Raw genomic sequence first — 19,804 nt, forward strand, 5'->3', positions numbered from 1 at the left:
GATGGCGCTGACCAAGGCGGAAATGGCCGAGCGGCTTTTCCTCGACGTGGGCCTCAACAAGCGTGAGGCGAAGGAGTTCGTGGACGCCTACTTCGAGGTGGTTCGCGGAGCCCTGGAAAACGGCGAACAGGTGAAGCTGTCCGGCTTCGGCAATTTCGACCTGCGACTGAAGAACCAGCGGCCCGGACGCAATCCGAAGACCGGCGAGGAGATTCCGATCTCCGCCCGGCGCGTGGTGACGTTTCGGCCTGGACAGAAACTCAAGGTAAGAGTCGAGGGCTATGCTGGACCAAGGGAATAACACCGAACTGCCTGCCATCCCGGCCAAGCGCTACTTCACCATTGGTGAGGTCAGCGAGTTGTGCGGTGTGAAGCCTCACGTACTGCGCTACTGGGAGCAGGAGTTCCCTGCGCTCAATCCGGTCAAGCGCCGAGGCAACCGCCGCTACTACCAGCGCCACGACGTGCTGATGATCCGCCAGATCCGCTCGCTGCTGTACGACGAGGGCTTCACCATCACCGGCGCGCGTGCGCGTCTGGAAGGTCCGCAGGCGCGGATGGAAGCGAGCATCTCGCACCAGATCGTGCGCCAGGTGCGGATGGAACTGGAAGAAGTGCTGACCCTGCTGCGTCGCTGAAGGCTTCCGGACGCGCCGCACAAGCTGTTAGACTTGCCAGCTTGCCGTAGTCGGGGCGTAGCGCAGCCTGGTAGCGCATCTGCCTGGGGGGCAGAGGGTCGTCGGTTCGAATCCGGCCGCCCCGACCAATTCGGCCTGGACATGAAAAAAGCGCCCGATGGGCGCTTTTTTCATGTCGCAAATGGAGGTGGCAGGGGGAACCGGAAAAGCAGGTGGAATCGCCGCTTCGACTCTTCCGATTCCCGATGCCCGGCCTCAATACAACACGCGGCTGCGCAGCGTGCCCGGGATCGCCGCCAGCTTCGCCTTCAGCTCGCTGGCCTGGGCCTCGTCGGCGCTGACGTCGATCACCACGTAGCCCACCTCGCTGTCGGTCTGCAGGAACTGCGCGTCGATGTTGATGTTGCCGGCCGAGAACAGTTCGTTGATGCGCGACAGCGTGCCCGGCACGTTGCGGTGGATGTGCAGCAGGCGGCGGCTGTGCGGGTGTTCGGGCAGGGCCACTTCGGGAAAGTTCACCGCCGACAGGGTGGAGCCGTTGTCGCTGTAGCGGACCAGCTTGCTGGCTACCTCGATGCCGATGTTGTCCTGCGCTTCCAGCGTGCTGCCGCCGATGTGCGGGGTCAGGATCACGTTGTCCAGGCCGATCAGCGGCGAGACGAAGGGATCGTCGTTGCCTTTCGGTTCGAGCGGAAACACGTCGACCGCGGCGCCGGCCAGGTGACCGGCGCGCAGCACCGCGGCCAGCGCGTCGATGTCCACCACGCTGCCGCGCGAAGCGTTGATCAGCATCGCGCCGGCGCGCATCTTCGCCAGTTGTTCGCGGCGGATCATCAGCCGGGTGGCGGGGGTCTCCGGCACGTGCAGGGTGACCACGTCGGCGCGTTCCAGCAATTCGTCCAGACTGGACACGGCGCGCGCATTGCCGAGCGCCAGCTTGGTCTCGATGTCGTGGAAGATCACCCGCATGCCCAGGCTTTCGGCCAACACGCCGACCTGGGTGCCGATGTGGCCGTAGCCGACGATGCCGAGCACCTTGTCGCGCGTCTCGTAGCTGCCGCTGGCCGACTTGGCCCAGCCGCCGCGATGGCACTGCGCGTTCTTCTGCGGGATGCCGCGCAGCAGCATGATCGCCTCGGCGATCACCAGCTCGGCCACGCTGCGGGTGTTGGAATAAGGCGCGTTGAACACCGGCACGCCGAGCCTGCGTGCCGCGGCCAGGTCCACCTGGTTGGTGCCGATGCAGAAGCAGCCCACCGCGATCAGCCGCTTGGCCTGGGCCAGCACGTCGGCGGTGAGCTGGGTGCGCGAGCGGATACCGACGATGTGCGCGTCGGCGATGCGCGCCTTCAGTTCGTCTTCCGGCAGCGACTTTGCATGCAGCTCGACCTGGCTGTAGCCGGCGCGGCGAAAGTTGTCGACCGCACTGGCACTGACGCCCTCCAGCAGCAATACCTTGATGTCCTGGCGGGGGTAGGAGGTCTGCATGCGTCGTCCCGGGTCGAGTGGAGTTGTCGGCCACTATGCCAGATTTGCGGCACTGCAGCACTGGACGCGGAGCGAAGCGGCTGGCAGGCTGCGGAAATGCCCCTGGAGCCGAAGCATGTCCGACCCACGCCTCGCCGAACTGTCCCGCCGCTTGCCGGCACTGCGCCTGCTCGCGACGGCCGCCGAACTGGAGCATTACGGTCGCGACTGGACCCGTCGCTGGACACCGGCGCCACTGGCGATCGCGCTGCCGGCCGGCGCAGAGGAGGTGCAGGCGATCGTGCGCTGGGCGAACGAGCTGCGCGTGGCGATCGTGCCGTCAGGCGGGCGCACCGGCCTGTCCGGCGGCGCGGTGGCGGCCAACGGCGAGCTGGTGCTGAGCCTGCAGCGGATGAACCGGCTGCTGGATTTCAACGCGGTCGACCGCACGCTCACCGTGCAGCCCGGAATGGTCCTGCAGCATGTGCACGACGCCGCGCGCGAGCACGGCCTGCTCTACCCGGTGGATTTCGCCGCGCGCGGCTCGTGCTCGATCGGCGGCAACATCGCCACCAACGCCGGCGGCATCCGGGTGATCCGCTACGGCAACACACGCGAATGGATTGCCGGGCTGAAGGTGGTGGCCGGCAACGGCGAACTGCTGGACTTGAACCGCGGCCTGATCAAGAACTCCAGCGGCTACGACTTCCGCCAGTTGCTGATCGGTTCGGAGGGGACGCTGGGCATCGTGGTCGAAGCCACGCTGAAGCTGACCAATCCGCCGCCGCCGTCGCAGGTGATGCTGCTGGCGCTGCCGGACATGGATGCGCTGATGCAGGTGTTCGCGCTGTTCCGCGCACGGCTGGTGCTGCAGGCGTTCGAGTTCTTCACCGACCATGCTTTGCGGCACGTGCTGGCGCACGGCGCGCAGCGCGCCATCGACGGCGACTACCCGTACTACGTGGTGTGCGAGTTCGATGCGGCCGACGAACGGCAGCAGGAGGCTGCGTTGAGCGCATTCGAGCGTGCGCTGGAACAGGGCTGGGTCAGCGACGGCGTGATCGCACAGAGCGAGGCGCAGGCCGCCGCACTGTGGCGGCTGCGCGAAGGCATCACCGAGAGCCTGGCGCCGCGGCGGCCGTACAAGAACGATGTCTCGGTGCGGGTCAGTGCGGTGCCGGCGTTCCTGCACGAGATGCAGGCGTTGCTGGCGCGCGAGTATCCGCAGGCCGAGGTGGTCTGGTTCGGCCATATCGGCGACGGCAACCTGCACATCAACGTGCTGCGTCCGGACGGCCTGGCGGAGGATGCGTTCATCGCGCAGTGCGAGCACGTCACCACGCTGCTGGCGGCAACGCTGCAGCGCCATGGCGGCAGCATCTCGGCCGAACACGGCATCGGCCTGGTCAAGCGGGCCTATCTGGAAAGCACCCGCAGCGCGGCGGAAATCGCGCTGATGCGCGGCGTGCGCCAGGTGTTCGATCCCAACGGCATCCTCAATCCCGGCAAGCTGTTCGCAGCGGATTGAGGGCCGGGAAGCCGCGCCCGTGCTAGGCTTGACGGCTTGTCGTTGACATTCAGGAGCCGTCATGCCGTCGTCGCCGCTGCGTTCGCTGTATCCCGACATCGAGCCGTTCGACAGCGGCTTCCTGCCGGTCTCGGCGCTGCACACGCTGTACTACGAGCAGAGCGGCAACCCGCACGGCAAGCCGGTGGTGTTCCTGCATGGCGGTCCGGGCGGTGGCACCAATGCGAAGTGCCGGCGCTTCTTCGATCCGGCGGTGTACCGCATCGTGCTGTTCGACCAGCGCGGCTGCGGCAAGTCCACCCCGTATGCGGAGCTGACCGACAACACCACCTGGGACCTGGTCGCCGATATCGAGCGCGTGCGCGAGCATCTGGGCATCGATCGCTGGCAGGTGTTCGGTGGCTCGTGGGGCTCCACGCTGGCACTGGCGTATGCGCAGACCCATCCGGACAAGGTCAGCGAACTGGTGTTGCGCGGCATCTTCATGCTGCGCCGGTCGGAGCTGGAGTGGTTCTACCAGAACGGCTGCGACGCGCTGTATCCGGATGCCTGGGAGACTTATCTCGCGGCGATCCCCGAGGTCGAACGCGGTGACCTGATGAGCGCCTACCACCGCCGCCTCACCAGCGCCGATGCGAAGGTCCGTACCGACGCGGCGCGCGCCTGGTCGGTGTGGGAGGGCGCCACCAGTTTCCTGTGGCAGGACAAGTCGCACATCGAGTCCAGCGCCGAAGACGAATTCGCGTTGGCGTTTGCGCGCATCGAGTGCCATTACTTCGTCAACGGCGGCTTCTTCGAACACGACGACCAGCTGCTGCGCAACGTCGAGCGCATCCGCCGCATCCCGGCGGTGATCGTGCAGGGCCGCTACGACGTGGTCTGCCCGTTGCGCAGCGCGTGGGACCTGCATCGCGCCTGGCCCGAGGCCGAGCTGCACATCGTGCAGGACGCCGGCCACTCGGCGTTCGAGCCGGGCAATGTGCACGCGCTGGTGGAGGCGACCGACCGTTTCGGCCGGTGAGGCGAGCCGCGACGGGCTCCTTCGCGGCTGGTATCGGTCAACCGTTCGCCGGTAGCTGCTTGGTGCCAAAGATCTTGTCGCCGGCGTCGCCGAGGCCGGGCAGGATGTAGCCGCGTTCGTTCAGTCGCTGGTCGATCGCGGCGGTGTAGATCTCGATGTCCGGATGCGCTGCCTGGACGCGCTTGAGGCCTTCCGGCGCGGCAACCAGAAACAGGCCCTTGATGCGCTTGCAGCCGGCCGCCTTGAGCATGTCGACGGTGGCGACCAGGGTACCGGCGGTGGCCAGCATCGGGTCGACGATCAGCGCGATGCGCTCGTCCATGCGGCCGGTGAGCTTCTCGTAATAGGTGGTCGGCTTCAGCGTCTGCTCGTCGCGCTGCAGGCCGACCACGCTGACCTTGGCCGCGGGAATCAGGTCGAGCACGCCGGGCAGCATGCCCAGGCCGGCGCGCAGGATCGGCACGATGGTGATCTTCCTGCCCTTGATCCGGTGCACCTGCAGCGGGCCGGCCCAGCCATCGATCTCTTCCTCGACGGTTTCCAGGTCCTTGGTGGCCTCGTAGGTAAGCAGGGCGGCAACCTCGGAAGCCAGCTCGCGGAACTCCTTGCTGCTGATGCCGGCACGCCGCATCAGGCCGAGCTTGTGCTGGATCAGCGGATGGCGGACTTCGACGATCTTCATGGGCGGCTGTCTTCCGGGCATCGGGGGCGTGACAGTCGGGGAGCTTAACGAAGCGGCCCCGCCGGCGCACGCATGGACATGCGAACGCCGGCGGGGCCGGAGGCGCGACAGGAGCCGGCGGTATTACGGAGTGCCGGCGGCGCCCTTGAGACAGCTGCTCATGAACGCCTTGCGCTCGGCGCCCTTGAGCGCCTTGGTCTTGGCGTCGGCATTGCAGGACTTCATTCTCTCCTGCTGGGTCTCATGGGCCGCAGGCGTCGCCGAGGGTGCGGCAGCGGCAGGAGCAGCGGCTGCGGCGGTGCTCTGGCCCTTCAGGCAGGAGCTCATGAAGGCCTTGCGTTCGGCACCTTTCTTGCCGGTCGCCTGCTTGTTGCAGTCGATCATTCGCTGCTGCTGGGCGGTATGCGGCTTGGCCGCCGGGGCGGTGGCGGGGGTGGTGGCCGGGGTGGCAGCGAAGGCGAGGCCGGCGAAGGCGAAGCAGGCGCTGAAGGCGAGCAGACGTAGTGACAGTGACATCGTGAGTCCTCCCTGGGTGACCGGCAGTTGCCGGCCGGGTCAGTCTAGGCAGGGGCCAGCCCTCACGGGAGTCGGCAAGATCTTACGTGCATGAAGTATTCAGCTGCGGCGGCATGTCGTGCGCCGCCGCCGCCGGTGTGGGCCAAACCGTCGGTCAGGCCGCTTCGGCCTTGGCCTTGCGCGGCCCTTCCAGTAGTGCCTTGCGCACATGGGACACGATCAGGTCGACCTCGGCGCTGGTGACGTTGAAGTGCGGGGTGAAGCGCAGCGAATTGGTGCCGCCATGGATCACCCCGACGCCGTGCTCGCGCAGGTATTCCTCGGTGGAACCGGCGCCGTAGCACTTGTACTCCGGGGCCAGTTCGCAGGAGAACAGCAGGCCGGTGCCCTGCACCTTGGTGATCAGGCCGCCCAGCTCGTTTTTCAGCGCGTTGAGCTTGTCGACGAACTCCTTGCCGCGCTCGCGGATGTTGCTGCGCACCTGGTCGCTGAGCTCGCCCAGCGTGGCCAGCGCCACATCCAGCGCGCGCGGGTTGGCGGTCATGGTGTTGCCGTAGATGCCCTTGCGGTACAGCCCGGCGGCGCGTTCGCCGACGGCCAGCACCGACAGCGGATACTGGCCGGCGTTGAGCGCCTTGGAGAAGGTTTCCATGTCCGGCGGCGGCAGGCCCTCGAAGCCGGGGTAGTCCACGAACGACAGCACGCCATGTGCGCGCAGGCCGGCCTGGATCGAGTCGACCAGCAAGAGGGTACCGTGCGATTCGGTCAACGCGCGCGCGGCCTGGTAGAACTCCGGCGTCACCGCGCGGCCGGGGTCGCCTTCGCCCATCACCGGCTCCAGGAACATCGCCTCGATGAACCAGCCGTGCCGGTCGGCGTCGGCGAACGCCGCTTCCAGCTGCGCCACGTCGTAGGGGGCCACGGTGATCAGGGTGTCCTCGTGGCGGTAGCTGGCGAGGTTCTGCTGGTAGGTCTTGCGGCTGGAGTCGGAATACAGCGCCGGCGCCTCGGTGCGGCCGTGGAACGCCCCCTTGACCGCCAGGCGCTTGATCGCGCGGCCGGCGTAGCGCCCTCCGGCGTCGGTCATCGCCTTGGCGTTGACGTCGGCGATGCGGCAGGCCAGCGAGACCGACTCGGAGCCGGAGTTCAGGCACAGGTAGCGCTTGTACGGGCTGCCGCCGCGGCTGCGGCCCAGTTCCTTGTTCAGCGCCGCGGTGAAGCGCAGCTGCGCCACGCTGGGCGACATCACGTTCGCCATCACCTGCGGGCGGGCCAGCGCGGCCAGGATCGCCGGGTCGTTGTGGCCGAAGCCGAGCATGCCGTAGCCGCCGTTGTCGTGCACCACGGCGCCCTTCAGGGTGACGATCCACGGACCGCGGGCGGCCGCCGGCAGGTACGGGTTGATCGCGTCGTCCGGGTAGAAGTTGACGAAACCGGCCTGCGCCCGGGCAAGCTGCTCGGCTTCATCGAGCTTGAGGAAGTCGGCCAGGTCGGCGCGCAGCTCGCGATGGCGCGCCACGGCCTCGGCAATCGCCTGGCCCAGCAACGGGTCGTTCGCCGCCATGCGCTCGATGCTGGCGTCGTCCAGGCCGGTGGTCCGCGGCTTGCCGCCGAATTCGCGCAGTTCGCGCAACTGGTTGATCACACCCATGATGAATCCTCCGTAGCTCCGCCGTAGCGGCAGGCCGTGCCGGATGGCGAAATTGATGACTGCGTGGCGGGAACCGCAAAATCCGGCGCTTCCCCAATGTTTTCAGGCGTTTCGCAGCGCCGGGGAAATGCTTCCGGCGTGCTTTTATTCCTCACAGGATACCTTGCGGCGGCGGTGGCCGTAACCCCGTGCCCTGCCGCGGGTGACGGCTGTCATGGCGGATGGTTGACGCCGGCGACTGCCGGCCGCGGCTGGCCGCGCGCAGGATGCACCGCAACCGGAGGACTCCCATGCCGCATTTCCACGACCCCGTCGCCCGCCTCGACGGCGCCATCAAGCGCTACGGCCGGCTCACCGCGCTGGATGGCGCGGACCTGCAATTGCGCCGCGGCGAACTGCTGGCGCTGCTCGGTCCCAACGGCGCCGGCAAGACCACGGCGATCGCCTTGTTGCTGGGGCTGATCCGTGCCGATGCCGGTACGGCAGAGCTGTTCGGCCAGGAGCCGCAGCGGATCGAGGCGCGTCGCCGCATCGGCGTGATGCTGCAGAACGCCGAGCTGCCGCCCACGCTGCGGGTGGGCGAACTGCTGCGGCTGACCGCCAGTTACTACCCGGCGCCGCGAGCCCTGGCCGAAAGCGCCGAGCTGGCCGGCGTCGCCGATCTGCTCAGGCGGCCCTACGCGAAACTCTCCGGCGGCCAGCAGCGGCGCGTCCAGTTCGCGCTGGCGCTGTGCGGCCGGCCCGAACTGCTGTTCCTGGACGAACCCACCGTGGGCATGGACGTCGAGGCGCGGCAGCAGCTGTGGGCAGCGATCCGCCGACTGGTGGCCGAGGGTTGTTCGGTGCTGCTGACCACGCATTACCTGGAAGAGGCCGAGGCGCTGGCCGACCGCGTCTGCGTGATGTCGCGCGGAAGGATGATCCACGAGGGTACCGTCGAGGCCTTGCGTGCGCGGGTGGCGCTGAGGCGCGTGCGTTGCCTCAGTACGCTGTCGGTCGAAGCAGTGCGCGACTGGCCCGAGGTCAGCGAGGTGCGCCGGGACCGCGAACGCCTGCATATCGCCACCGCCGCGGCCGAGGCCGTGGTACGCCGCCTGCTCGACGCCGACCCGCGACTGCGCGAGCTGGAAGTGCAGCGCGCCGGCCTGGCCGAGGCTTTCACCGAACTCACCCGCGACGCCGCCGCGGCCGCGGATACCGACCAGCGCGAGGCCGCCTGACATGCAAACCGCCATTTCCGTCACCGCATCGGCACCCGCCATCGACATGCCGCGCCGCCGGGTGCTCGGCGCCTATCTGGAAGAGGCGCGCAGCGAATGCCTGCGCTACCTGCGCGCGCCCGGCTTCACGCTGCCGATCATGCTGTTCCCGGGCATGTTCTACCTGCTGTTCGGCGTGCTGATGGCGAAATCGAACGGCGCCGACGCGGCGCGCTACCTGCTGGCCAGCTACGGCGTGTTCGGCGTGATGAGCCCGGGCCTGTTCGGCTTCGGCGTGTCGCTGGCGCTGGAGCGCGACGGCGGTCTGCTGACCTTCAAACGCGCACTGCCGATGCCGCCCGGTGCCTATCTGCTGGGCAAGATGCTGATGGCGATGGCCGCCGCGGGCGTGGTGATCCTGTTGCTGCTGACGATGGCGCTGACCCTGGGCCACGTGAGCTTGAGCCTGACCCAGGCCGGCGCCTTGCTGCTCACCGGCGTGTTCGGCGTGTTGCCGTTCTGCGCGCTGGGCATGTTCGTCGGCACGCTGATCAAGGGCCAGGGCGCGCCCGGCATGCTGCAGCTGGTCTACCTGCCGATGTCGTTCCTGTCCGGCCTGTGGATGCCGCTGCCGATGCTGCCAAAGTTCCTGCAGCAAATCGCGCCGGTATGGCCGAGCTATCACCTGGACGTGCTGGCGATGGCGGCAGTGGGTATGGACAAGGGCCCACGGCTGGGCCATGTGCTGGTGCTCGTCGGCTTTGTCGCGGTATTTCTTCTGATGGCGGCACAGCGCCTGCGCCGGCACGGTTGAAGTAGCATGCCCCGCAGACCCGGCCCCTCAGCGACCAGCCACGTCATGATCCCCGCCTTCATCGCCCGATGGTTCGTGCCGGCGCCCGATTCCGCGGTGGCCGACGACCTGCGTCGCGGCAAGTCGCCGTGGGCCGACAGCGTGCACCTGCTGTGGTCGCTGTGGATCTTCATCACGCCCCTGTTCGACCATGGCCTGCGCGGCTACACCCCGACCTGGCTGCTGTGCACGCTGGGCTCGTATCCGCTGTTCCTGCTGCTGTTCGCCAGGTTGCGGCTGGCTTCGCGGCGAACGGCGCATCGGTATGCGTGGGGCATGGCGGCGCTGTGTTTCGGCCTGCTGCGCTGGTACCCCAGCGGGCTCAGTTATTTCGTGTACGCCTGTGTGATGCTCAGCCATTGCGGCCTGCGACACTTCCGCAGTTACGTGATCCAGGTGGTGCTGCTCAACGTGGTCTATGTGGCGCTGGCCTGGTGGATCGGCTATCCGCAGGCGCTGCTGGTGATCATGCCGGTCACGGTGTTCGTCATCTGCACCATCGTCACGGTCGAGCAGATCCACCAGGAGAAGGATGCCGCGCTCAGCCTCTCCCACGACGAGGTGCGCCGGCTCGCCGCCACCGCGGAGCGCGAGCGGATCGGGCGCGACCTGCACGACCTGCTGGGGCACACGCTGTCGCTGATCACGCTGAAGCTGGAGCTGTCGCGCAAGCTGTTCGACCGCGATGTCGATGCCGCCCGGCGCGAGGTCGAAGAGGCGGAGAAGGTCGCCCGTCACGCCCTGGCCGAAGTGCGCTGCGCCGTCACCGGCATCCGCGCCACCGACCTCGCTGCCGAGCTGGCTTCGGCGCGGCTGCTGCTGGAGTCCTCGCGGGTGCACCTGGATTACGGCGAACTGCCCGCGGACCTGCCGGGCGACATCGAGCGCGGCCTGTCGCTGGTGTTGCGCGAGGCGGTGACCAACATCGCGCGCCATGCCGATGCCAGTCAGGCGCGGATCGAGCTGGCGCGCGAGCGGAACAGCGTCTGCCTGCGGATCAGCGACAACGGCCGCGGCGGCATCGAGAGCGACGGCAACGGCCTGAGCGGCATGCGCGAGCGCGTGCGCGCGCTCGGCGGCACGCTCGCGTTCGAGTCGCCGCGTGGGCAGGGCTCGCGCCTGCGGGTGGTGGTGCCGCTGCCGATCGTGCGCCTGGTCGAGTCGTCGCGATCGGCGCCGGATCCGTCGATGGCCGGGCCGCTGGCGCAGCCGGTTACGGATCGGCCCGTCGCATGAGTCCACCCGTGTTTCCATGCCCGCACAGACCATGACGCCCATCCTTTACCCCCGCGAACACCGGAGAGTCATCGCATGATCCGCGTGCTGCTGGCCGAGGACCAGGCGATGGTGCGCGGTGCACTGTCCGCACTGCTGAACCTGGAAAGCGACATCGAGGTACTCGGCTCGGCCGCCGACGGCGAGGCCGCTTGGCGCGAGCTGCAGCGACTCAAGCCTGACGTGCTGGTCACCGACATCGAGATGCCCGGGCTGACCGGGCTGGAACTGGCGCAGCGCATCCAGCGGCATGAACTGCCGATCAAGGTGGTCATCGTCACCACCTTCGCGCGGCCCGGCTTCCTGCGCCGCGCGCTGGATGCCGGCGTGTCCGGCTACCTGCTGAAGGATGCCCCTGCCGAGAACCTGGCCGAGGCCTTGCGCACCGTGCATCGCGGCGGCCGCGCGATCGACCCGCAGCTGGCGCTGGAGGCGTGGTCCGAAGCCGATCCGCTGAACGACCGCGAGCGCCAGGTGTTGCGCCTGGCCGGCGAAGGACAGTCGGCGGGCGACATCGCCGCGCAGCTGAACCTGTCGCACGGCACCGTGCGCAATTACCTGTCCGAGGCGATCGGCAAACTCGGCGTGGCCAATCGCATCGAGGCCTATCGGCTGGCGCGGCAGAAAGGCTGGTTGTAAGCGGTTGCGCCGGAATCGGCGCGCTGCGGGATAATGCCCCGTTTTCCGCTGCCGGCCGCGCCCGCCTTGAAGAAGTCCGATTTCGATTTCGACCTGCCGCACGAGCTGGTCGCGCAGGCGCCGTTGCCCGAGCGTTCGGCCAGTCGCATGTTGCTGCTCGACGTGGCGGCGCAGTCGCGGCAGGACCGCCTGTTCCGCGAGCTGCCCGACTTCCTGCGCCCCGGCGACCTGCTGGTGTTCAACGACACCCGCGTGCTGCCGGCGCGGCTGTACGGGCGCAAGGACACCGGCGGTGCGGTGGAGATCCTGATCGAGCGGGTCACCGGCGCACACGAGGCGGTGGTGCAGCTCGGGGTCAGCAAGAAGCCGAAGGAAGGCGCGCGGATCGAGCTGGCCGACAGCAGCCACGCACTGGTGCTGGGCCGCGACGAGGGTTTCTTCCGGCTGCGTTTCGAGGCGCCGGAGCCGCTGGAGAAGCTGCTGCTGAAGCTGGGCGAGATGCCGTTGCCGCCATATATCGAGCGGCACGCCGACGCCAGCGACATGGAGCGCTACCAGACCGTGTTCGCACGCGAGCCCGGCGCGGTCGCGGCGCCCACCGCCGGGCTGCATTTCGACGAGGCGATCCTGGGCCGGCTGCGCGAGCGCGGCGTCGAGTTCGGCTACGTCACCCTGCATGTCGGCGCCGGCACGTTCCAGCCGGTGCGCGTGGATGACCTGAAGGACCACTGCATGCACCGCGAGTGGCTCAACGTCGGCGCGCACCTGATCGGGCAGATCCGCCGCACCCGCGCCAACGGCGGGCGGGTGATCGCGGTCGGCACCACCGTGGTGCGCGCGCTGGAAAGCGCCAGCAGGGACGGCGAGCTGCACCCGTTCGCCGGCGAGACGCAGATCTTCATCTTTCCCGGCTACCGCTTCAGCAGCATCGACGGCCTGATCACCAACTTCCACCTGCCACAGTCGACGCTCTTGATGCTGGTGTCGGCGCTGGCCGGACGCGAGTTCATCCTGGACAGCTACCGCCACGCGGTCGAGCAGCGCTACCGCTTCTTCTCCTATGGCGACGCCATGCTGATCCTGCCGCACGGCGCCTGAGCGACACCTTCGCGTTGCCGCAGGAGCCCGCAAGCGGGCTCCTGCACACGCGATGTGGCGATGGGCGTGGCGGACCAAACCCGCGATAATGCCCGGATGACTTCCCTCCAGTTCGAACTCCACGCCACCGACGGCGCCGCCCGCCGCGGCCGCCTCGGCTTCGCCCGCGGCACGGTGGAGACGCCGGCGTTCATGCCGGTGGGCACCTACGGCTCGGTCAAGGCGATGACGCCGCGTGACCTCGTCGAGACCGGCGCCGAGATCATCCTCGGCAACACCTTCCACCTGTTCCTGCGGCCAGGGCTGGAGGTCATCGAACCGTTCGGCGGGCTGCACAAGTTCATCGGCTGGGACAAACCCATCCTCACCGACTCGGGCGGTTTCCAGGTGTTCTCGCTGGCGCACAAGCGCAAGATCACCGAGGAAGGCGTGACCTTCGCCTCGCCGGTGGACGGCTCGAAGGTGTTCCTGTCGCCGGAAGTGTCGATGCGGATCCAGAAGACACTGGATTCGGACATCGCGATGATCTTCGACGAGTGCACGCCGTATCCGGCGACGGAGAAGGTGGCGGCCGATTCGATGGAGCTCAGCCTGCGCTGGGCCGAGCGCTCGCGCCGCGCGTTCGACGATTTGAAGAATCCGAATTCGCTGTTCGGCATCGTGCAGGGCAGCGTCTACGAAACCCTGCGCCGACGCTCCGCGGAAGGGCTGGTGAAGCTTGGCTTCGACGGCTACGCGATCGGCGGCCTGGCGGTAGGCGAGCCGGAGGCCGAGCGCAACCACGCGCTGGATTTCACCGTGCCGTTGCTGCCGGCGGACAGGCCGCGCTACCTGATGGGCGTGGGCCGGCCGGAGGACATCGTGGAAGCGGTACGCCGCGGCATCGACATGTTCGACTGCGTGATGCCTACCCGCAACGCGCGCAACGGCTTCCTGTTCACCGCCGCGGGTACGCTGCGCATCCGCAACGCCAAGTACGCCAGCGACACCGCGGTGATCGAGGAAGGCTGCGACTGCTACGCCTGCAGCCACGGTTTCAGCCGCGCCTACCTGCGCCACCTCGACCGCTGCAACGAGATCCTCGGCAGCCAGCTCGCCACCATGCACAACCTGCGCTACTACCAGCGGCTGATGATCGGCCTGCGCCAGGCCATTGCCGACCACGCGCTGGAGGCGTTCGTGGCGGAGTTCTACGCCCGTCGCCAGGGCGCCGCGGTTTCGTAGGAAGGCTGCGCCGGGCGCGCCAGCTGGCGGTTTTCGGAGGGATCCGGACCGCCGGCAGCGCCGCCGTGCATGCTTGGGGGGTGCATGGCATAATCGGGAATCTTTTTTCAGGCGTTCTGTCGAAAACTTCGACGGCGCCATAACTTGCGAGACAAATCCATGAGTTTTCCGATCTCTCCGGTGATCGCCCAAGCCGCAGCGCCGCAGCCGCAGGGCGGCGGCATGTCCATGATCATCATGATGGTGGTGCTGTTTGGCCTGATGTATTTCATGATGATCCGGCCGCAGATGAAGCGGCAGAAGGAGCATCGCGCGCTGATCGCCGGCCTGGCCAAGGGCGACGAAGTGGTCACCAACGGCGGCATCGCCGGACGCGTGGACGAGGTGGGCGAAACCTTCGTTACGGTCGAGATCGCGGCCAACGTGAAGGTCAAGGTGCAGAAGGGCGCGGTCCAGCAGGTCCTGCCCAAGGGTTCGCTGAAGTCCGCCTGAGGACGGGTGCGAGGCACTGCCAGGCAGCTTGCGGCGGTGCCTTGTCTGCGGTCATTTCCCGATTGTTGCTACCGCTGCGGCCTGCTGCCGCGGCCTTGATGGATGCAGGGCATGAATGATTTTCCCCGCTGGAAGTACGCGCTGGTCGCGCTGGTGATGTTGTTCGGCATCATCTACGCATTGCCGAATGCATTCCCGCCGGTGCCGGCCGTGCAGGTCACCGCCAACCGCGATGCGCCGCCGATCAACCAGGCACTGCAGCAGAAGGTGCAGGCGGCGCTGGGCGCGAAGAAGATCGCGGTCACCAGCGTGTTCGTGGAAGGCGACCACCTGCTGGCCACCTTCGCCAACTCCGACGTGCAGAAGAGCGGCCTGGACGAGATCAAGGCGACGCTCGGCGACGGCTACACGGTCGCGTTCAAGCTGCAGTCCAACGTGCCGGGCTGGCTGGGCGCGATCGGCGCCCGTTCGATGCCGCTGGGCCTGGACCTGCAGGGTGGTGTGCACTTCCTGATGCAGGTCGACCAGAAGGACGCGATCGAGAAGCAGGAAAACAGCTACGCGGACGATATCCGCAGCCTGCTGCGGCAGAAGAACATCCGCTATGAATCGGTCACCCGCAGCGCGACCAGCGGCCAGGGCATCGCGGTGGTCCTGCGCTCGGCCGCCGATCGCTCCACCGCGGCCGACGCGATCGCCAACGAGTACACCGACCTCAACGTGGCGAACGGCGCCAGTACCGGCGACCGCTTCGTGCTGAACGCGGTCATCAAGCCGGAAAAACTGCGCGAGCTGTCGCGCAGCGCGATCACCCAGAACCTGGGCACGCTGCGCAACCGCATCAACGCGCTGGGCGTGTCCGAGCCGCTGATCCAGCAGCAGGGCGACAGCCGCATCGTGGTCGAGCTGGCCGGCGTGCAGGACCCGACCGAGGCGAAGAAGCTGATCGGCGCGGTCGCCACGCTGCAGTACCGCCCCGGCATCGGCCAGCCCGGCGATGCGCGCGCGGTGGAAGCGGCGCGCACCGGCAACATCCCGCCGGACGCGAACCTGTACTACATGCGCGGCGACAACCGCCCGGTGCTGGTGAGCAAGCAGATCATCGTGACCGGCAACCAGCTGGTGGACGCCTCGTCGGGCATCGACCAGCAGAGCGGTACGCCGAAGGTCGACGTCACCCTGAACGCGGCCGGCGCCAAGAAGATGGGCGACTTCACCAATGCCAACGTCGGCAAGCCGATGGCGGTGCTGTACGTGGAGCAGGTCTACGAGACCAAGGTGGTCGATGGCAAGGAAGTGCGCGTGCCGAAGATCACCGAGACGGTGATCAACGATGCCACCATCCAGAGCCCCTTCAGCAAGCAGTTCCAGACCACCGGCCTGGGCAGCGCGAAGGAAGCCTCCGACCTCGCCCTGCTGCTCAAGGGCGGTGCGCTGGCGGCGCCGATGGACATCGTCGAGGAAGGCGTGATCGGCGCCAGCCTCGGCCAGGACAACATCGACAAGGGCTTCAAGGCGGTGCTGCTCGGCCTGGCACTGGTGCTGCTGGCCGCGGCGATCTACTACAAGCTGTTCGGCCTGGTGGCGGACATCGCGCTGTTCTTCAACCTGGTGATCCTGCTGGCGGTGATGTCGCTGATCGGCGTCACCCTGACCATGCCGGGCGTGGCCGGCATCGTGCTGACCCTGGGCATGGCGATCGACGCGAACGTGCTGATCTGCGAACGCGTGCGTGAGGAATTGCGCAACGGCTCCAGCCCACACGCGGCGATCCGCGCCGGCTACGAGAAGGCGTGGTCGACCATTCTGGACGCCAACGTCACCCACCTGATCGCCGCCCTGGCGCTGACCACGATGGGTACCGGCGCGATCAAGGGCTTCGGCGTGACGCTGATGATCGGCATCCTGACCTCGCTGTTCACCTCGGTCACGCTGACCCACGCGTTCACCGCGGCGATCCACGGCCACCGCAAGCTCAAGACGCTGTCGGTCTAGGGTTTATTGAATAGTGCGGCCATGGATGGCCGCTTTTGCCCGGAAATGGACTTCCATAGAGAGAATCCATCATGGAAATCTTCAATCACGACAGCAACATCCACTTCCTGGGGATGCGCAAGTACACCATTGCCATCGCCATCTTCCTGATGGTCGCCTCGATCGGGCTGATCGCGTTCAAGGGCCTCAACTACGGGCTGGACTTCACCGGCGGCGTGTCGATGGTGGTCGATTACGGCCAGTCGGTGGAAATCTCCGAGGTGCGTGGTGCGCTGGAGAAGGGCGGTATCCACAACGCGATGGTGCAGAGCCTGGGCGGCACCCGCGAGGTGTCGATCCGGCTGCAGCCGAAGGACGACCCCGGCGCCGTCGACACCAGCGGCAAGTTCAACCTCGACCGCATCGCCGCCGACGTGATCAAGGTGCTGCAAGTGGCCCGCCCGGACGCGAAGCTGAAGAGCCGCGACTACGTCAGCGCCCAGGTGGGCCAGGAATTGCGCAGCGACGGTACGGTGGCCGCGGTGTTCGTGATTCTCGGCATCATGTTCTACCTGTGGATCCGCTTCGAGCGCCGCTTCGCGATCGCCGCGGTGGCCACCGAGATTCACGACACGCTGGTGACGCTGGGTATCCTGGCGCTGGTGCAGCGCGAGTTCGACATGACCGTGCTGGCCTCGGTGCTGGCGGTGATCGGTTACTCGATCAACGACAAGGTGGTGGTGTTCGACCGCATCCGCGAGCTGTTCCGGCTGGCGCGCAAGGCCGAGCCGGAGGAGATCCTCAACCGCTCGATCAACAACACGCTGTCGCGCACCATCATCACCTCGCTGTTCACCGGCATCACCATGGGCGCGCTGTACTTCTACGGCGGCACCGCGGTGCACGGCTTCGCCGTCACCATGCTGATCGGCATCGTGGTCGGCACGCTGTCCTCGATCTTCGTGGCCAGCCCGATCCTGCTGTGGCTTGGCGTGTCGAAGAAGGACTTGATGCCGGTGACCAAGGAAAACCCGGAGCTGGCGCGGCGTCCCTGAGCGTCCATCGCCGGCAAGCTGGCGATGCTGACGTTCTCTCCCCTGCTCGCAGGGGAGAGGCCCGAAGGGCAGGGGGTAGCCCCACGAAACGAAACGGCCCGGTCTCCACCGGGCCGTTTTGCTGTTCCGGTCGTTTGCACGTTACCCGCGCAAGGCGGATTCCAGCTCGGCCAGCCGCTGTGGCGTGCCGACGTCGGTCCACGCGCCGCGATGCGGCGAGCCATCGACCCTGCCGTTTGCCATTGCCGTTTCCAGCAGTGGGCGCAGCTTGAAGCGCGGCGGTTTCGCCTCGGCACCCGGTGCAGCGCCGACGGCCTCGCGCCAGCCGTCCAGTAACTCCCGGCGGAACACGCCGATGCCGCTGTAGGTGAGCCGGGGTTCGCCGTCGTCGTGCAGGCGGCCTTCGGCGTCCAGCCGGAAATCGCCACGGGGATGATGCGCGGGGTTGCCGGTCATCAGCAGATGCGCGAGACCCCGCGGTTCGGCAGGCAGGGCGGCGAAATCCGCGTCGCACCATACGTCGCCGCTCACCACCAGGAATGGCTCCGGCCCCAATAGCGGCAGCGCGTTCAGCATGCCGCCGCCGGTTTCCAGTGGCGCGGGGCCTTCGTAGGCGTAGCGGATGCGCAGGCCCCAGCGCGAGCCGTCGCCCAGCGCGGCAGGGAACTGCTCGGCCAGGTGCGCGGTGTTGATCACCACGTAGTGCACGCCGGCCGCGGCCAGTTTTTCCAGGTGCCATGCGATCAACGGTTTGCCAGCCACCGGCAGCAGCGGCTTGGGCGTGTGCTCGGTCAACGGGCGCATGCGCTCGCCGAGCCCTGCGGCGAAGATCAGCGCATGCCTCATGCGGCCACCTGCGTGAGGTCGCGCCCCTGCACGTGGCGTTCCAGCAGCGCGGCGAAGTCGGCCAGCTCGGGGTAGCTGCCGGCCACCTCGATCACGTAGCGGTATACCTGCGGCACGTCCCTGAGATAGCCCGGCTTGCCGTCGCGGTACCACAGCCGGTAGAACTGGCCCAGCACGCGCACGTGGCGGTGCAGCCCGGTGAGGTCGAACCAGCGCAGGAAGTGCGCGGCATCCACGCTGGCGTCGATCACGCCGGCGCCCAGCAGGCGTCGCCGGTAGGACTCCACCCAGCCTTCGACACGTTCGCGCGGCCACGCGATGTAGGCGTCGCGCAACAGCGAGGCGAGGTCGTAGGTGAGCGGGCCGTGCAGCGCACCCTGGAAGTCAATGATCCCCGGGTTGTTCTCATCGACCACCAGCAGGTTGCGGCTGTGGAAATCGCGATGCACGAAGCGGCGCGGCTGCGCCAGCGCGTTGCGCACGATCACGCCGAAGGCGGCTTCCAGCACGTCCCATTCGCCGCAGGCGGGCGCGTGGCCGAGGTGGCGCTGCAGGAACCATTCGGGCATCACTTCCAGCCCGCTCACCAGCACGGCGTGGTCGAACGGTGGCAGGTCGTCGCTGGGCACGCGGGTCTGCATCGCCAGCAGCGCGTCCATCGCGTCGCCGTAGAGTCTGTCCGCGTTCGCGCCGTTCAATTCCGCCAGGTACAGCCGCGAGCCGAGATCCTCGATCAGCAGGAAGCCCTGCTGCAGATCGTGTGCTTGCACGGCCGGCACGTGCAGGCCGGCGGCGGCCAGCCGCGCGCCGATCGCCAGCCATGGCCGCGGGTCTTCGCGCTGCGGCGGCGAATCCATCACGATCCAGCTTTGTCCGCCATGCGCGGTGCGCCAGTAGCTGCGGAAGCTGGCGTCGGCCGAGGCAGGTTGCAGGGTCAGGCTGGCGTCGTCCAGCACCTGGCGGGTCCAGGCGAGACGGGCGGCGGCGCGATCGGCGATCGGGGTCATGGCAACCATGGGCAACAGGATGGCGCCAGCTTAGCGATCCGTCGGCGTGGTGACGAGACAGCCGGCGCCGCGGCATTGACCGCGCGGCATCGAATCAGTACCATTTTAGTCCCGATTCAAGCACGCCAGCCCGAGCGCCCCCCATGCTCCGCGTCAGCCGACTGACCGATTACGCCACCGTGGTGATGACCTGCATCGCCGCGCACCCGGCCGAGGTGCTCAGCGCGGTGCAGATCGCCGACGAGACGCGGCTGGAACTGCCCACCGTGAGCAAGCTGCTGAAGGCGGTCGGCCATGCCGCGCTGGTCGAGTCGTTCCGCGGCGTCAACGGCGGCTACCGGCTGGCCCGGCCGGCCGGCGAGATTTCGCTGGCCGAGATCGTCGAGGCGATCGAAGGGCCGATCGGCATGACCGAATGCAGCGTGGCCGAAGGCCAATGCGAGCGCGAATCGCAGTGCGGCGTGCGCGGCAGCTGGCAACTGGTCAACAACGTGCTGGACAACGCGCTGCGCGCGGTCAGCCTGGCCGACATGCTCAAGCCGCAGCCGCCGCGGCCGCCGCGCCGGATTGCCACCGTGCCGCTGAGCGACATCGTCATGCCGGCGAAAGCCCGCCGGGTCACCACCGAATGAACGAGAT

20 protein-coding genes and 1 tRNA gene are annotated in these 19,804 nt (G+C 67.8%); 15 read left to right on the forward strand and 6 right to left on the reverse strand.

Features of this window, described 5'->3' with window-relative positions; all coding sequences use genetic code 11:
- Nucleotide 1 precedes the first annotated feature (1 nt).
- From ihfA to R2APBS1_RS05160, 3 genes are all read left to right on the forward strand, one after another.
- A complete protein-coding gene (gene ihfA / locus R2APBS1_RS05150; RefSeq protein ID WP_007512071.1) occupies nucleotides 2-301 on the forward strand; it encodes an integration host factor subunit alpha in 300 nt (99 codons plus the stop codon).
- Entirely contained in the window at nucleotides 282-638 is a 357-nt protein-coding gene (locus R2APBS1_RS05155) for a MerR family transcriptional regulator (protein ID WP_007512073.1), read from the forward strand. The genes ihfA and R2APBS1_RS05155 overlap by 20 nt, the downstream gene beginning before the upstream one ends.
- A 51-nt stretch (nucleotides 639-689) precedes the next feature.
- Nucleotides 690-766: transfer RNA gene (locus R2APBS1_RS05160), tRNA-Pro, on the forward strand.
- A gap of 127 nt (nucleotides 767-893) precedes the next feature.
- Here R2APBS1_RS05160 and serA read toward each other — a convergent pair.
- Nucleotides 894-2,126, reverse strand: a complete 1,233-nt coding sequence (serA, locus tag R2APBS1_RS05165; RefSeq protein ID WP_007512075.1) for a phosphoglycerate dehydrogenase — start codon at nucleotides 2,124-2,126, stop codon at nucleotides 894-896.
- A gap of 115 nt (nucleotides 2,127-2,241) precedes the next feature.
- On the opposite strand from serA, the gene R2APBS1_RS05170 reads away from it, so the two are divergent.
- Nucleotides 2,242-3,633, forward strand: a complete 1,392-nt coding sequence (locus R2APBS1_RS05170) for an FAD-binding oxidoreductase (protein ID WP_015447114.1) — start codon at nucleotides 2,242-2,244, stop codon at nucleotides 3,631-3,633.
- A gap of 61 nt (nucleotides 3,634-3,694) precedes the next feature.
- Entirely contained in the window at nucleotides 3,695-4,654 is a 960-nt protein-coding gene (pip, locus tag R2APBS1_RS05175; protein ID WP_015447115.1) for a prolyl aminopeptidase, read from the forward strand.
- 37 nt (nucleotides 4,655-4,691) lie between these two features.
- On the opposite strand, the gene upp is transcribed toward pip, so the two are convergent.
- The 3 genes from upp to R2APBS1_RS05190 form a co-directional block, all read right to left on the reverse strand.
- Complete coding sequence (upp, locus tag R2APBS1_RS05180; RefSeq protein WP_015447116.1) at nucleotides 4,692-5,336, reverse strand: uracil phosphoribosyltransferase; 645 nt, start codon at nucleotides 5,334-5,336, stop codon at nucleotides 4,692-4,694.
- Nucleotides 5,337-5,459: 123 nt separating this feature from the next.
- Nucleotides 5,460-5,852, reverse strand: a complete 393-nt coding sequence (locus tag R2APBS1_RS05185; protein ID WP_007512083.1) for a PsiF family protein — start codon at nucleotides 5,850-5,852, stop codon at nucleotides 5,460-5,462.
- Between the two features lie 154 nt (nucleotides 5,853-6,006).
- Nucleotides 6,007-7,503 carry an aminotransferase class III-fold pyridoxal phosphate-dependent enzyme gene (locus tag R2APBS1_RS05190; RefSeq protein ID WP_015447117.1) on the reverse strand — a complete coding sequence of 499 codons (1,497 nt, stop codon included), beginning with the start codon at nucleotides 7,501-7,503 and terminating at the stop codon, nucleotides 6,007-6,009.
- 290 nt (nucleotides 7,504-7,793) lie between these two features.
- On the opposite strand from R2APBS1_RS05190, the gene R2APBS1_RS05195 reads away from it, so the two are divergent.
- The 9 genes from R2APBS1_RS05195 to secF all read left to right on the forward strand — a co-directional run bounded on the left by R2APBS1_RS05195 (nucleotide 7,794) and on the right by secF (nucleotide 17,312).
- Entirely contained in the window at nucleotides 7,794-8,723 is a 930-nt protein-coding gene (locus R2APBS1_RS05195) for an ABC transporter ATP-binding protein (protein ID WP_015447118.1), read from the forward strand.
- A 1-nt stretch (nucleotide 8,724) separates the two neighbouring features.
- On the forward strand, nucleotides 8,725-9,516 hold the full coding sequence (locus R2APBS1_RS05200) for an ABC transporter permease (protein ID WP_015447119.1): 792 nt from the start codon (nucleotides 8,725-8,727) through the stop codon (nucleotides 9,514-9,516).
- Nucleotides 9,517-9,561: 45 nt separating this feature from the next.
- Complete coding sequence (locus R2APBS1_RS05205; protein WP_015447120.1) at nucleotides 9,562-10,791, forward strand: sensor histidine kinase; 1,230 nt, start codon at nucleotides 9,562-9,564, stop codon at nucleotides 10,789-10,791.
- A 75-nt stretch (nucleotides 10,792-10,866) separates the two neighbouring features.
- Complete coding sequence (locus R2APBS1_RS05210) at nucleotides 10,867-11,469, forward strand: response regulator transcription factor (protein WP_015447121.1); 603 nt, start codon at nucleotides 10,867-10,869, stop codon at nucleotides 11,467-11,469.
- A 66-nt stretch (nucleotides 11,470-11,535) separates the two neighbouring features.
- A complete protein-coding gene (queA, locus tag R2APBS1_RS05215; RefSeq protein WP_041676862.1) occupies nucleotides 11,536-12,567 on the forward strand; it encodes a tRNA preQ1(34) S-adenosylmethionine ribosyltransferase-isomerase QueA in 1,032 nt (343 codons plus the stop codon).
- Between the two features lie 96 nt (nucleotides 12,568-12,663).
- Nucleotides 12,664-13,791 carry a tRNA guanosine(34) transglycosylase Tgt gene (gene tgt / locus R2APBS1_RS05220; protein ID WP_041676675.1) on the forward strand — a complete coding sequence of 376 codons (1,128 nt, stop codon included), beginning with the start codon at nucleotides 12,664-12,666 and terminating at the stop codon, nucleotides 13,789-13,791.
- A 159-nt stretch (nucleotides 13,792-13,950) separates the two neighbouring features.
- Nucleotides 13,951-14,283 (forward strand): preprotein translocase subunit YajC, encoded by a 333-nt coding sequence (yajC, locus tag R2APBS1_RS05225; RefSeq protein WP_007512100.1) that lies wholly within the window; start codon nucleotides 13,951-13,953, stop codon nucleotides 14,281-14,283.
- A 111-nt stretch (nucleotides 14,284-14,394) separates the two neighbouring features.
- Nucleotides 14,395-16,278 carry a protein translocase subunit SecD gene (secD, locus tag R2APBS1_RS05230; RefSeq protein WP_015447124.1) on the forward strand — a complete coding sequence of 628 codons (1,884 nt, stop codon included), beginning with the start codon at nucleotides 14,395-14,397 and terminating at the stop codon, nucleotides 16,276-16,278.
- Nucleotides 16,279-16,349: 71 nt separating this feature from the next.
- A complete protein-coding gene (gene secF / locus R2APBS1_RS05235; protein ID WP_015447125.1) occupies nucleotides 16,350-17,312 on the forward strand; it encodes a protein translocase subunit SecF in 963 nt (320 codons plus the stop codon).
- Between the two features lie 141 nt (nucleotides 17,313-17,453).
- On the opposite strand, the gene murU is transcribed toward secF, so the two are convergent.
- A complete protein-coding gene (gene murU / locus R2APBS1_RS05240; RefSeq protein WP_015447126.1) occupies nucleotides 17,454-18,158 on the reverse strand; it encodes an N-acetylmuramate alpha-1-phosphate uridylyltransferase MurU in 705 nt (234 codons plus the stop codon).
- Nucleotides 18,155-19,165, reverse strand: coding sequence for an aminoglycoside phosphotransferase family protein (locus tag R2APBS1_RS05245; RefSeq protein WP_007512108.1), 1,011 nt, complete (start codon nucleotides 19,163-19,165; stop codon nucleotides 18,155-18,157). Before R2APBS1_RS05245 ends, murU begins: the two co-directional genes overlap by 4 nt.
- Before the next feature lie 143 nt (nucleotides 19,166-19,308).
- On the opposite strand from R2APBS1_RS05245, the gene R2APBS1_RS05250 reads away from it, so the two are divergent.
- Nucleotides 19,309-19,797 (forward strand): SUF system Fe-S cluster assembly regulator, encoded by a 489-nt coding sequence (locus R2APBS1_RS05250; protein ID WP_015447127.1) that lies wholly within the window; start codon nucleotides 19,309-19,311, stop codon nucleotides 19,795-19,797.
- The last annotated feature ends 7 nt before the right edge of the window (nucleotides 19,798-19,804 follow it).

The sequence above is a fragment of the Rhodanobacter denitrificans genome (assembly GCF_000230695.2).
GTDB lineage: Bacteria > Pseudomonadota > Gammaproteobacteria > Xanthomonadales > Rhodanobacteraceae > Rhodanobacter > Rhodanobacter denitrificans.

What these genes read in the sequence shown, in the direction of transcription:
- R2APBS1_RS05205 (WP_015447120.1), top strand. Translation starts at nt 9,562, where the DNA reads ATGATCCCCGCCTTCATCGCCCGATGGTTCGTGCCGGCGCCCGATTCC.
- R2APBS1_RS05210 (WP_015447121.1), top strand. Translation starts at nt 10,867, where the DNA reads ATGATCCGCGTGCTGCTGGCCGAGGACCAGGCGATGGTGCGCGGTGCA.
- R2APBS1_RS05155 (WP_007512073.1), top strand. Translation starts at nt 282, where the DNA reads ATGCTGGACCAAGGGAATAACACCGAACTGCCTGCCATCCCGGCCAAG.
- yajC (WP_007512100.1), top strand. Translation starts at nt 13,951, where the DNA reads ATGAGTTTTCCGATCTCTCCGGTGATCGCCCAAGCCGCAGCGCCGCAG.
- R2APBS1_RS05190 (WP_015447117.1), bottom strand. Translation starts at nt 7,503, where the DNA reads ATGGGTGTGATCAACCAGTTGCGCGAACTGCGCGAATTCGGCGGCAAG.
- serA (WP_007512075.1), bottom strand. Translation starts at nt 2,126, where the DNA reads ATGCAGACCTCCTACCCCCGCCAGGACATCAAGGTATTGCTGCTGGAG.
- pip (WP_015447115.1), top strand. Translation starts at nt 3,695, where the DNA reads ATGCCGTCGTCGCCGCTGCGTTCGCTGTATCCCGACATCGAGCCGTTC.
- R2APBS1_RS05185 (WP_007512083.1), bottom strand. Translation starts at nt 5,852, where the DNA reads ATGTCACTGTCACTACGTCTGCTCGCCTTCAGCGCCTGCTTCGCCTTC.
- R2APBS1_RS05250 (WP_015447127.1), top strand. Translation starts at nt 19,309, where the DNA reads ATGCTCCGCGTCAGCCGACTGACCGATTACGCCACCGTGGTGATGACC.
- R2APBS1_RS05195 (WP_015447118.1), top strand. Translation starts at nt 7,794, where the DNA reads ATGCCGCATTTCCACGACCCCGTCGCCCGCCTCGACGGCGCCATCAAG.
- murU (WP_015447126.1), bottom strand. Translation starts at nt 18,158, where the DNA reads ATGAGGCATGCGCTGATCTTCGCCGCAGGGCTCGGCGAGCGCATGCGC.
- R2APBS1_RS05170 (WP_015447114.1), top strand. Translation starts at nt 2,242, where the DNA reads ATGTCCGACCCACGCCTCGCCGAACTGTCCCGCCGCTTGCCGGCACTG.
- upp (WP_015447116.1), bottom strand. Translation starts at nt 5,336, where the DNA reads ATGAAGATCGTCGAAGTCCGCCATCCGCTGATCCAGCACAAGCTCGGC.
- secF (WP_015447125.1), top strand. Translation starts at nt 16,350, where the DNA reads ATGGAAATCTTCAATCACGACAGCAACATCCACTTCCTGGGGATGCGC.
- tgt (WP_041676675.1), top strand. Translation starts at nt 12,664, where the DNA reads ATGACTTCCCTCCAGTTCGAACTCCACGCCACCGACGGCGCCGCCCGC.
- secD (WP_015447124.1), top strand. Translation starts at nt 14,395, where the DNA reads ATGAATGATTTTCCCCGCTGGAAGTACGCGCTGGTCGCGCTGGTGATG.
- ihfA (WP_007512071.1), top strand. Translation starts at nt 2, where the DNA reads ATGGCGCTGACCAAGGCGGAAATGGCCGAGCGGCTTTTCCTCGACGTG.
- R2APBS1_RS05200 (WP_015447119.1), top strand. Translation starts at nt 8,725, where the DNA reads ATGCAAACCGCCATTTCCGTCACCGCATCGGCACCCGCCATCGACATG.
- R2APBS1_RS05245 (WP_007512108.1), bottom strand. Translation starts at nt 19,165, where the DNA reads ATGACCCCGATCGCCGATCGCGCCGCCGCCCGTCTCGCCTGGACCCGC.